This is a genomic window from Micromonospora foliorum (genome assembly GCF_022229015.1).
Taxonomy (GTDB): domain Bacteria; phylum Actinomycetota; class Actinomycetes; order Mycobacteriales; family Micromonosporaceae; genus Micromonospora; species Micromonospora foliorum.
Window position 1 is genome coordinate 1 of record NZ_JAKKFF010000183.1, and the last position, 10,345, is coordinate 10,345.

At 70.9% G+C, this 10,345-nt stretch carries 11 protein-coding genes and 2 pseudogenes; 5 read left to right on the plus strand and 8 right to left on the minus strand.

Annotated elements, in window-relative coordinates:
* A pseudogene (locus tag PSH25_RS14755) lies at positions 1-165 on the plus strand (septation protein SepH); the annotation flags it as partial.
* Between the two features lie 54 nt (positions 166-219).
* On the opposite strand, the gene PSH25_RS14760 reads toward PSH25_RS14755, so the two are convergent.
* Together PSH25_RS14760 and PSH25_RS14765 are read right to left on the minus strand one after the other, a co-directional pair.
* Complete coding sequence (locus PSH25_RS14760) at positions 220-1,050, minus strand: alpha/beta fold hydrolase (protein WP_238659637.1); 831 nt, start codon at positions 1,048-1,050, stop codon at positions 220-222.
* A gap of 15 nt (positions 1,051-1,065) precedes the next feature.
* A complete protein-coding gene (locus tag PSH25_RS14765; protein WP_238659638.1) occupies positions 1,066-1,731 on the minus strand; it encodes a DUF4097 family beta strand repeat-containing protein in 666 nt (221 codons plus the stop codon).
* A 235-nt stretch (positions 1,732-1,966) separates the two neighbouring features.
* Here PSH25_RS14765 and PSH25_RS14770 point away from each other — a divergent pair, with 235 nt between their 5' ends.
* Positions 1,967-2,734 carry a helix-turn-helix domain-containing protein gene (locus PSH25_RS14770; RefSeq protein WP_238659639.1) on the plus strand — a complete coding sequence of 256 codons (768 nt, stop codon included), beginning with the start codon at positions 1,967-1,969 and terminating at the stop codon, positions 2,732-2,734.
* On the opposite strand, the gene thpR is transcribed toward PSH25_RS14770, so the two are convergent.
* The 5 genes from thpR to PSH25_RS14795 form a co-directional block, all read right to left on the minus strand.
* Positions 2,704-3,282 (minus strand): RNA 2',3'-cyclic phosphodiesterase, encoded by a 579-nt coding sequence (thpR, locus tag PSH25_RS14775; RefSeq protein WP_238659640.1) that lies wholly within the window; start codon positions 3,280-3,282, stop codon positions 2,704-2,706. The genes PSH25_RS14770 and thpR overlap by 31 nt on opposite strands.
* Positions 3,283-3,295: 13 nt before the next feature.
* Positions 3,296-3,805 carry a hypothetical protein gene (locus PSH25_RS14780; RefSeq protein ID WP_238659641.1) on the minus strand — a complete coding sequence of 170 codons (510 nt, stop codon included), beginning with the start codon at positions 3,803-3,805 and terminating at the stop codon, positions 3,296-3,298.
* 96 nt (positions 3,806-3,901) lie between these two features.
* Complete coding sequence (locus tag PSH25_RS14785; RefSeq protein WP_238659642.1) at positions 3,902-5,185, minus strand: MFS transporter; 1,284 nt, start codon at positions 5,183-5,185, stop codon at positions 3,902-3,904.
* 72 nt (positions 5,186-5,257) lie between these two features.
* Positions 5,258-5,707: a MarR family winged helix-turn-helix transcriptional regulator gene (locus PSH25_RS14790; RefSeq protein WP_238659643.1), complete on the minus strand. Its 450-nt coding sequence runs from the start codon at positions 5,705-5,707 to the stop codon at positions 5,258-5,260.
* A 114-nt stretch (positions 5,708-5,821) separates the two neighbouring features.
* The gene (locus tag PSH25_RS14795; RefSeq protein ID WP_238659644.1) at positions 5,822-7,300 is read right to left on the minus strand and encodes an NCS2 family permease; all 1,479 of its coding nucleotides are present in this window, start codon (positions 7,298-7,300) and stop codon (positions 5,822-5,824) included.
* Positions 7,301-7,388: 88 nt separating this feature from the next.
* Here PSH25_RS14795 and PSH25_RS14800 point away from each other — a divergent pair, with 88 nt between their 5' ends.
* A complete protein-coding gene (locus PSH25_RS14800) occupies positions 7,389-7,634 on the plus strand; it encodes a DUF2530 domain-containing protein (protein ID WP_238659645.1) in 246 nt (81 codons plus the stop codon).
* Positions 7,635-7,670: 36 nt separating this feature from the next.
* On the opposite strand, the gene PSH25_RS14805 is transcribed toward PSH25_RS14800, so the two are convergent.
* Positions 7,671-8,600 carry a DUF3027 domain-containing protein gene (locus PSH25_RS14805; protein ID WP_238659647.1) on the minus strand — a complete coding sequence of 310 codons (930 nt, stop codon included), beginning with the start codon at positions 8,598-8,600 and terminating at the stop codon, positions 7,671-7,673.
* Here PSH25_RS14805 and PSH25_RS14810 point away from each other — a divergent pair.
* Complete coding sequence (locus tag PSH25_RS14810; protein ID WP_238659646.1) at positions 8,599-10,200, plus strand: MFS transporter; 1,602 nt, start codon at positions 8,599-8,601, stop codon at positions 10,198-10,200. The genes PSH25_RS14805 and PSH25_RS14810 overlap by 2 nt on opposite strands.
* Positions 10,197-10,345, plus strand: a pseudogene (locus tag PSH25_RS14815) (futalosine hydrolase); the annotation flags it as partial. The gene PSH25_RS14810 and the pseudogene PSH25_RS14815, both read left to right, overlap by 4 nt.

The following is a 10,345-nucleotide window of genomic DNA, read 5'->3' on the forward strand; positions in this document are numbered from 1 at the left end:
GTGCCGGCCGTGCCGTCGCTGGCGGTGCTGCGGCCCCGCCGGACGGGCGCCGCGGCGGCCGCTGGCGGCGAGTCCACCGACGCCAACGGCAAGCCGCGCAAGCGGCTTCCGAGCTGGGACGACGTGCTCTTCGGCAGCGGCCCGGCCGCCCGCGAATCCTCCTGACGCTGCGCGTTGACGGGTGGCCCTGCGCCACCCGTCAACGCGAGCGTTCGAACCTCACCGGGCGTCTCCGGCGCCTTCGCGATGAGGGGCGGCGACCCCGCGGACGGCCTCGGCGACGGCGCGGAAGTCCTTCTTGAGGATCGCACCGTGGTTGCTGGCGACCTTCGCGCCGATCGTGATGTTCGGGTTGCGGGCGATCACCGCGTCGAGGCTGGCGCGGATCTGCTCCTGCTCGTCACCGCGACTGCCGAGGGACGTTCCCGAGGCGACCACGTACCGCACCGGGACGGTGATGCCGTCCAGCACCGGGCCCAGTTCGCGCTCGCGGGAGAGTTCGCCGAGTTCGATGTTGCTGTCCGCCATCTGGCCGGCATTCATCCGTGGGGTCAGGCCGGTCGGGCGCAACAGCGGCATGAACAGGTTCATCCGTCGGAACATCTTGCGGATGCGCAGCGCCATGGCCTCGTCGAGCCAGTCGTGCGGGAACGCGCCGTCGACCAGGACCACACCCAGGGCACGTTCCGGGTTCCGGTTGGCCCAGTGTGCGCCGACCACCGCGCCGTAGGACCAGCCCACCAGCAGGGCCTGCTCCACCCCGCGGGCGGCGAGAACGGCGTCAACGTCCCGCACCGCCGCCTCGAACGTGTAGTCGGCTGAGCGCTTCGACTTCCTGCCGCGAGCCCGCTCGTCGTAGGTGATGTGCCGGAACCCGGTGCCCAGCTCGGCGATGACCCGCCGCCAGTAGCCCTGGGTGGCGAACTGCCCGTTGAGGTAGATCACGGGGATGCCGGGGCCGCCGGTGTCGGTGACGGCCAGGGCCGTGTCGTCGACCGACACCATGCCGGTCCAGGTCGAGTTGGTCGAGGACATGCTGTTGTTCGTCATCTCGATCCGTCCTTTTCAGAGGCTGCGGGCGTTGATGTCGCCCTGCAGGGTGCTGGCGTGGATGTCGAGCTCGACGGTGCCGTCGTTCTTGAGGGCGTTGCTGACGCGGCCGTGGCCGGTGCCGGCATCGAGGGCGGCCGAGACGCCGGCCGCCGCGGCGACCGAGATGTCGCCGGACTGGGTACGGAGGACGACCTTGCCGCGCAGGGCCTCGGCGACCCTGATGTCACCCCGGGCGGTGCTGATCTCGGCGGGGCCGTTGAGCCGGCCGACCTCGACGTCGCCGTCGATCGCGGTGAGGCGAACACTCGCGGCCTCGTCAATCTTGATGTTCCGGTACGCCCCGTCGAAGGCGACGTCGCCGAGGCGGCCGACGCCCCGAAGCTCGGCGCTGGCGGCCCTGGCCTCGACATGGGAGTCGGCGGGCACCCGGACGGTGACCTCCAGAGAGCCGGAGGGACCGAAGAGCTTGTTGATGGGACGTGCGGTCGTGATTCGCAGGACGCCGTCGGCGTAGGTGACGGTGGTCTGCTCGGCGGCTCTGGTGTCGCTGCTCTTGGCGGGGTCGGCCGGGAGGACCTCGACGGTGGTGTCGGCGCGGTCCGCGGCGATGAGCTGGATGCGTCCGGCGGGGATGTCCAGGACGGCGGAGATGGGGGCGGGTGTGTCGAAGGTCTGCATCGTGCTCTCCCAGGTTGGCGCTTCTTTCCGATGTGGGAAAAGCTACGTTGCTTTCTATCCTCTGGCAACGACGTTGTTGCAAGCAGGTGCTGTTTTAGCTGTTCATGCTCATGAAATTGTTGCAACTAGCCTGAATTTAATGCAACGCGATCCACTCCAACGTTGCATTGGCAAGCAGGTTAACGCTATGGTGACGGAGTCCGGGACCGCACACAGGACCACCAGGGAGATCGCGATGCCGGGAGGCAGGCTCAGCCAGCAGGAACGCCAGCAGATCGCGCTGGGGCTGGCCGACAGCCTCCCCTACGCCGAGATCGCCCGACGCCTCGACCGTCCCACCTCGACGGTCACCCGTGAGGTGATGCGCAACGGCGGCCCCACCGGCTACCGCGCCGATCTGGCCCACCGCGCCACCGAGCGCCGCGCCCACCGGCGCAAGCCCGCCTCTTTTCGTGGGGCCGAGGCGGCCCCCCGACCGGACGGACGCGACGCCCAGGCCGTGGCCGACTACGAGGAGACGTTCACCACCGTCCTCATGGCCTCCGGTCTGAACAAGATGGGGGCCCGAGTGTTGACCAACCTGTTCCTCACCGACTCGGGCAGTCTCACCGCGTCTGAACTCGCCCAGCGCCTCCAGGTCAGCCCGGCGTCGATCTCCAAGGCGATCACCTTCCTGGAGAGCCAGAGCCTCGTCCGCCGCGAACGCGACGAACGCCGCCGCGACCGCTACGTTATCGACGACGAGCTCTTCTACCAGGCGACGATCGCCAGCGCTCGGGCCAACGACCATCTCGTCGCAACCGCACGCCAGGGTGTCGCCCTCCTCGGCGCGCACACCCCCGCCGCCGCCCGGCTGGAGAACATCGCCCGCTTCCTCGACTTCATCAGCGAGAACATCACCCGCGCCGCCGAACAGGCCCGCGAGGTTCTCCGCAGCGGGCCTTCCACCGCGGCCAGCCACGTGCCGCCGGGTCACAGCGACCAGGCGGCAATCCGCTCGTAGCGCGGTCGGCCGCCGAGGTGGCTGCGCACCAGCAGCAGCTCCGACGCCGGCCACGATGGCCCTTCGTACGCGTCCAGGCTGGCCCGGTCGGCCTCGACGTCGGCCGGGTCCATCCGGTCGCCGGGCCGGGCGACGGTCAGGTGCAGCCGGAACGGCTTCTCGTCGCACGGCAGCCGGCCGTGGCTCAGCCGGGACCGGATCAGCCCGGCCAGCACGTGCAACGCCTCGACCTCCCCCCGCAGGTCCACCCAGAGCACAGTGGACCGCTCCCGGCCGAACCGGCCACCGCCGCCGAGACTCAACCGGGGTGCGGCGTCCCGGCCGTCCCGGAACCGCTCGGCGGCCAAGCCGAGCGCACTCTCCACCTCGACCAGCCGGGCAGACTCGACGGCACCGAGGAACGCCAGGGTGAGGTGCAGGTCGGCCGGGTCGGCGAGCCGGACGTTGACGCCAGCGGCGGTCGCCGCCGCGACGCGCAGACGGGCGACCTGTGCGCCGAGGTGATTGATCGCATTGACGGACGGGCGGACCGCGACGAAGAGTCGCACGGCGTACGGCCGGTCAGCGGTGTCGCTGCCGGTGCCCGGCCCGGGCCGCCGGAAGGGCCAGCCCGGCGGCGTGCAGCACGCCCTCCACCCGGACCCGCTCGATCTCCTGATCGACACCCTCCAGCTCGGCGAGGTGCTCGGCGATGCCGAGGGCGCGGCAGGCAAGGCGAAGCCGGTCGTCGTACGCCTGGAGCAACGCGCTGTGCCAGACCATCGAACGACCGCTGCCGCCGACCCGCTGACCGCCGAGACGGCGCAGGTCGGCGGCGAGCTGCTCCAGCGGCCGGCGGTCAACGCGGTCGAACTCGCTGAGGTCGATGTCCCGGGTCAGCGCGTCGGCCTCGACGGCCCGGTCGAGACGGGCGATCGTGCGTTTCTCCCGTCGGCGGTCACGCCACTCGGACCAGCCGCAGACCACCCGGTCGACGATTTCGTCGTAGCAGAAGAGCAGGGCGAATGCCGCCGGCAGAGTGGCCACGGCGAGGAACGCCAGGGCCAGCATCAGCGCGCGTCCGACTCCCACGTATCGACGCTAAGCCCCATCGTGCCGCCCCGCCACCGGTTTGGCCGCATCCGCGCGATCCGCGTAACCGGACGCGGCCCCGCCACGCCCTAAACCTCAGCAGTCGGTGGAGGTGACGTAGAAACGAGGCATCGGCAGCACCCGGAAACGCAGCCGGGCACCGGAGTGGCGTAGCTGCCAGGTGAGCGCGGTCAGCGCGGCGGCCAGCGAGATGAGCCCGCCCATCCAGATGCTGGCACCGGCACCGTAGTGCTCCGCGACCCAGCCGATCAGCGGCGCGCCGACCGGGTTGGTGCCCAGGAACACCAGCACCCACAGGGCCATCACCCGTCCCCGGAAGGCCGCGTCGACGCCCATCTGGATTCGCTGGTTGGCGGCCTGGGCGAAGAAGACCATGCTGAAGCCGGTCGGCACCAGCAGCGCCACCACCAGCCAGTACGCCGAGGAGAGGCCGACCAGGGTGCCGAAGCTGGCACAGGCGATCGCCGCGCCGAGCACCAGCCACACCGACGGGCGGCTACGCCGACCGGTGCCGCTGAGCGCGCCGCCGAGCGCGCCGACGGCCAGTGCCGTGCTGAAGAGGCCGAAGGAGGCGGCACCGGTGTGGAAGACCGTCTTCGCCAACGCGGCCAGGGTGAGCTGGAAGTTGAACAGCGACATGCCGATCACCGACATGATCGCCATCGGCAGCAGCAGGTCCGGGCGGCGCCACACGTACCGCAGGCCGTCGACGACCCGGGCGGACGCCCGCTCGTCGCGTGGCAGCAGGGCGTCGCGGTGCAGCTCGGTTGTCCGCATCCGGACGACGTTGACCAGGGGCGCGACCGAGCTGACGGCGGTGAAGAGGAAGACCGGGCCCACGTCGAACGCGGCGATGGCCAGGCCGGCCACGGCCGGGCCGACGATCCGGGCGGAGTTGAACACGGCGGCGTTCAGCGACAGCGCGTTGGGCAGCAGCGGCGTGCCGACCAGTTCGGAGACGAACGCCTGCCGGACCGGGGTCTCCACCGCGTTGGCCGTGCCGAGCAGCGCGGCGAAGGCGAAGACGTGCCAGAGCTGCACCAGGTCGGTGAGCACCAGCACTGACATGCCGAGCGCCAGCAGGCTCCAGAAGGCGTTGGCGGCGAAGAGCAGCACCCGCTTGTCGTACCGGTCCGCGAGCCGGCCGGAGAGCAGGGTGAGCAGGAGCACCGGCGTGAACTGGCAGGCCGTGACCACGCCGAGCGCGGTGGCCGAGTTGTTGGAGAGCTCGAGGACGAGCCAGTCCTGGGCGATGAACATCATCCAGACGCCGATCAACTTGATCAGCTGCCCGGATGCGAAGAGGCGGTAGTTGCGGACCTGTAGGGACTGGAACATCGTGCTCAGCTTCGCCTGCACTCTTGGTGCGCCTCCTCCGGACGTACGCGTCATCGACAGGTGACGGCACGGACCCGGTGGCGCGGGTGCGGCTCAGGCGCGAGCGAGCTGCTGAAGAATCTCGGCGGCCCTCTGCAGGGTCTCCCGTTCGTCCTCGTCGAGTGCGGCCAGCCGGTGGGCCAGCCACTCGTCGCGGGCCCGCTCGAACTGGTCGAGCACGGCCTGCCCTCCTTCGGTCGCCGTGAGGATGACCTGCCGGCCGTCGGTCGGATGGGGTGTCCGCCGCACGAGGCCGCGGTCCTCCAACTTCCCGACGATCTTGGTCATCGTCGGCGGCTGCACCCGCTCCACGTCGGCCAGCTCCCGGGGCGTCATCGCGCCCGCCAGCCGCAGGCTGGTGAGCGCGGAGACCTGGGTGACCGTGAGGTCGCCGACCGGCCGGGCCTGTCGGACCCGCCGGTTGAGTCGGGTGATCGCATCACGCAGCTGGGGAGCCAGCTGCGCCGGTGGCACGCGTTCCGCCGTCACCGTCCGCTCCGTCACAGTAGTTAGCTTAACTAATGAGCATGGCTAACGATATCCGTTATGACCAGGCTCACGAGGGGATTCAGATGGTACGGGCGGGGAATCCTGATCGACTCCCCGCCCGGACGCGCCTCAGAGCACCAGGGACTCGATCGGCCCACGCAGGAAGTACAGCACGAACAGCGCGGCCACCCCGTACAGCAGCGGATGGATCTCCCGGGCCTTGCCCCGGGCCAGCTTGACCACCACGAAGGTGATCAGACCCGCGCCGATTCCGTTGGAGATCGAGTAGGTGAACGGCATCAACACGATGGTGAGGAACGCCGGGATGGCGATCTCGTAGTCGGACCAGTCGATCGTCCGCACCGCGGTCATCATCAGGAAACCGACCACCACCAGCGCCGTCGACGCCGCCTCGAACGGCACGATCACGACCAGCGGCGCCAGGAACATCGCGAGCAGGAAGAGCGCGCCGGTGACCAGGTTGGCCACGCCGGTGCGCGCACCCTCCGCGACACCGGCGGCACTCTCGATGTACGACGTGTTGCTGGAGGTGCTGGCCGCACCGCCGGCCGCCGCCGCGATCGAGTCGACAAGCAGGATCTCCTTGGCCTTCGGCGGCGTGCCCTGCTCGTCGAGCAGGTCGCCCTCCTGGCCGACCGCGACCATCGTGCCCATGGTGTCGAAGAAGTCCGTGATCAACAGCGTGAAGATGAACATCAGCACGACCAGCCAACCGGCCCGACCCCACGAGTCGAGCACGTTGAACTTGCCGAGCAGCGACAGGTCCGGCAGGTCGACCACCGTCTTGGGCAGCTCCGGCACGTTCAGCGACCAGCCCTTCGGGTTGGGCTGACCGTTGACGAAGGACGGGCCGATGTTGCCGATCGCCTCGACGATCACCGCCAGCACCGTCGAGGCAAGGATGCCGATCAGGATCGCGCCCTTCACCCGACGGACCACCAGCACCAGCGTGATCAGCAGGCCCACCACGAAGACCAGCATCGGCCAGCTCACCAGCTTGCCGCCGATGCCCAGGCCGACCGGGACGGTGGTGTTGGCGGCGTCCGGGATGCGTCGGACGAAGCCGGCGTCCACCAGACCGATGATGGTCAGGAACAGGCCGATGCCGACCCCGATCGCGGTCTTCAGCTGGGTCGGCACCGAGCGGAACACGGCGGTCCGCAGACCGGTCAGCACCAGCACCGCGATGATCAGACCCTCGATCACCACCAGGCCCATCGCGTCGGCCCAGGTCATCTCGGGGGCGATCTCGTACGCCACCAGGGCGTTGACGCCCAGACCGGCGGCGAGTGCCAGCGGGAACCGGCCGACCACCCCCATCAGGATGGTCATCAGGCCGGCGACCAGCGCGGTCGCGGCAGCCAGCGCGGGAATCGGGAGGCTCTTGCCGTCGCCGTCGACGGCGCCGCCCAGGATCAGCGGGTTGAGCACCACGATGTACGCCATCGTGAAGAAGGTCGCCAGGCCACCGCGTACCTCACGGCTCAACGTCGAGCCACGCGCGGAGATCTCGAAGAACCGGTCGAAACCGTTACGCGGATGAGCGGGGTTGGGAGGTGTGCCGTTCTCGGGCGGCGCTACTGCCATCAGGTCCTCGCAGGTGATCTTCCGGTTGTCGCGCGCATCGTCCCAGATCGTCGACGGGCCGGGGAAGTGGATCCCGTACGCTTGCCGAATGCCGAACGAGCAGCCACCGCGGCCCGCACCACTGGACCCGCCGATGGTGCCGTTCGCCCTCGCCGGGTTGATCGCGTGGGCGGTTGCCGGGCTGGTCCTGCTGGTCTTCTTCCGGGATTGGCTGACCGACCACGGTCACCAGAACTGGCTCTGGACCTGCCTCGCCGGTTTCCTGTGGGGTTTTCCGGGCCTCGCCGTGATGATGCGGCACGACGCCAACCGACGGCGCCGCCGCGCGAGGTGAGCTGGCCGCCGCGCCGGAGCACTCCGGCGCGGACGATCAGGAGTGCCCGTACGGCTCCGCCGGCTCAGTCGCCTCCACCGAGCCCGGGGCCCGGCTGACCGACATGGCCTCGACCGCGCTGTCGTCGTACACCGTGGGCAGCTCGTCGACCGCGGACTCGGGCGCCTCGATCAACGTCTCGGAGTGGGCGCCGCAACCGTGATCGGCGCTGACCACCCGACCGTCGTCGGGAGCGTAGAAGTTGCCGCAGGCCCCGAAGGCCTGCCGCATCGCGCCGGCCAGCGGCAGGTAGAAGCCGCAGGTGCCGCAGCGGGCGGTGGCCGGAGCGGCGGTCGAGATGGCCGCGGCGGGGCCGTGGTCACCCTCGTACCAGCGCTGCGCCGTGTCGATGCGGCCCTCGCGGGAGAGCACGCGGGCGCGCCCGAGACCCAACTCCCACGCCGTCTCCTCGACCGCCGGGTCGTCGGAGAGCAGGTAACCGGGGACCAGGCGATCGTCGTCGGGCGAGGTCGGGAGCAGGTCGCCCGGCCCCAGATCGCCCGGCTTGAGCCGCTCCTGCCAGGGCAGCCAGCCGGGCGCGAGCAGCGCGTCCGGGCCGGGCAGCAACACCGTCTCGCAGATGGTCACCGTCTTGCTGCGCGGCACCCGGGTGACGGTGACCGCCCAGCGCCAGCCGTTGTAGCCGGCGAGGCAACATTCGAAGTAGTGGGTGACCAGTCGATCACCTTCGGCCACGACCTGCAGGTGGTCGCCGACATCGTCGGCGTCCACCTCGGTGATGCCGGCGCGGGCCACCTCGACGGCGGCGGCGCAGACCTGGTCGAGACGGGCGGCGCGGGTGGAGGCGGGCCTGGTCACCAGACCATTGTTCCCCATGCGCCTCGCAGGGGTGACAGGGACTCCCGGGGAACCTTTCCCAGCGGTGGTGCGGCGTACCCGGATCAGATGGGCGAGGATGGTGCACATGCCGTCGTACTCCCGCTCCGGGCGTTCCGTCCTCGGGCGGACCGTCGGCACCGGCATTCGCGCCATCCGTCTGCTGCTGCGTGGTTCGGTGGGCAGCGGCCGCTGGGTGACCCGCCGGGCCGGTCGGGCCCGCGCCCGGGGCGCCGGCGGCGAGGTCGGCATGGTTCGCCTGTTCGACCTGCACGCGCTCTCCTGTGCCGGTGACACCCTGATCGCCATCGGCCTGGCCGGCACGATCTTCTTCAACGTGCCGCTCGGCGAGGCTCGCAGCAAGGTCGCGCTCTACCTGCTGGTGACCATGGTGCCGTTCGCGATGCTCGCCCCGGTGGTGGGCCCGCTGCTGGATCACTTCCGGCACGGCCGGCGGTACGCGCTGGCCGCGACGATGCTCGGCCGCGCCTTCCTGGCCTGGTTGATCTCCGACTACATCCACGGCTTCGGGCTCTACCCGGCCGCGTTCGGGGTGCTCGCGCTCTCCCGGGCGTACGGTGTGGCCCGCTCCGCCGCGGTGCCCCGCTTGTTGCCGGAAGGCCTTGGCCTGTCCCAGGTGGGCGCCCGGGCCAGCGTCTACGGCACTGTCGCCGGTGCGCTGGTGGCGCCGATCGGGTTGGCCGCGTTCTGGTTCGGGCCGCAGTGGCCGCTCCGGGTCGCATCGTTGATCTTCCTGGTCGGCATGGTGATCTCCCTGCGGTTGCCACCGAAGGCCGACTCGGAGCCACCGGAGCGGGTCCCCCGGCCACTGCGCGCGCTGGGCCGCCGCCGTGGCGATCGGCCACTGGGCCGGGGCCGGCCGTCCGGCCGGCTGGTGATCGCCACCCTGATCGGCGCCGCGACGCTCCGCGCGCTCTACGGCTTCCTGCTGCTCTTCCTCGCCTTCGCGATCAAGAAGGGCGACCTGACCACCGTGGTGTTCGGCCGGGACCTGGGCGCCGAGTGGGCGTTGGGCGTGGTCGGCGGCGCGCTCGCGGTCGGCACCTTCCTGGCCACCGCCATCGGCACCCGACTGCGCATCCACCGGCCGACCGCCATCCAGTCCAGCAGCATGATCATCGTGGCGGGGGTGGCGGTGCTCGCCGTCATCCAGTTCTCGCTGCTGATGGTCGCCCTGCTCTGCCTGGTCGCCGCGCTGGCCAGCGGGATAGCGAAGCTGGCGGTGGACGCCTCGATCCAGGAGCGCATCCCGGAACGGTTGCGGGCCAGCTCCTTCGCCCACTCCGAGACGGTGCTGATGCTCGCCTTCGTCGCCGGCGGCGGGCTCGGGCTGGTGCCGTTCGACGGTCGGATGGGCATCGCGGTCGCCGCCGGGGTGGGCGTACTGGCCGCGATCCGGGGTGTGCTCGCCGCCGCCCGGCTGCGCGGCGAGAAGCTGGCCGGCCGGCCGCTCGGTGACGACGAGCTGACCGAGGACGAGCCTGCGGACGAGCCCGGGGACCCCACACCAACCTCGCCGGCGCCGGCCCAGACCAGCTCACCGCAGTACGACGACCCGAGCCTCGCCCCGCCGGGCTACCACATCTACCGCCCGTCGTCGGCCGTCGGCGGCCCGGGTGGCGGGGCCGACGACGAGACCCGCCGCGAGTCCCCCGGCTCACTCTCGTGACCGGTCTGCTGGTGGTCACGGCGGTGCCAGCCGAGGCGGACGCGGTCCGCGCCGGGCTGACCGACCGCACCGTGACCGTCACCCCGATCGGTGTGGGCCCGGCCGTCGCCGGTGCCGCCACCGCCCGGCTGCTGGCGCTGGCCGA

Bases quoted from the DNA above. Each gene is read 5' to 3' on its own strand.
- PSH25_RS14760 (WP_238659637.1), bottom strand. From the start codon at position 1,050: ATGACGAACAACAGCATGTCCTCGACCAACTCGACCTGGACCGGCATG.
- PSH25_RS14765 (WP_238659638.1), bottom strand. From the start codon at position 1,731: ATGCAGACCTTCGACACACCCGCCCCCATCTCCGCCGTCCTGGACATC.
- PSH25_RS14770 (WP_238659639.1), top strand. From the start codon at position 1,967: ATGCCGGGAGGCAGGCTCAGCCAGCAGGAACGCCAGCAGATCGCGCTG.
- PSH25_RS14795 (WP_238659644.1), bottom strand. From the start codon at position 7,300: ATGGCAGTAGCGCCGCCCGAGAACGGCACACCTCCCAACCCCGCTCAT.
- PSH25_RS14800 (WP_238659645.1), top strand. From the start codon at position 7,389: ATGCCGAACGAGCAGCCACCGCGGCCCGCACCACTGGACCCGCCGATG.
- PSH25_RS14810 (WP_238659646.1), top strand. From the start codon at position 8,599: ATGCCGTCGTACTCCCGCTCCGGGCGTTCCGTCCTCGGGCGGACCGTC.
- PSH25_RS14805 (WP_238659647.1), bottom strand. From the start codon at position 8,600: ATGTGCACCATCCTCGCCCATCTGATCCGGGTACGCCGCACCACCGCT.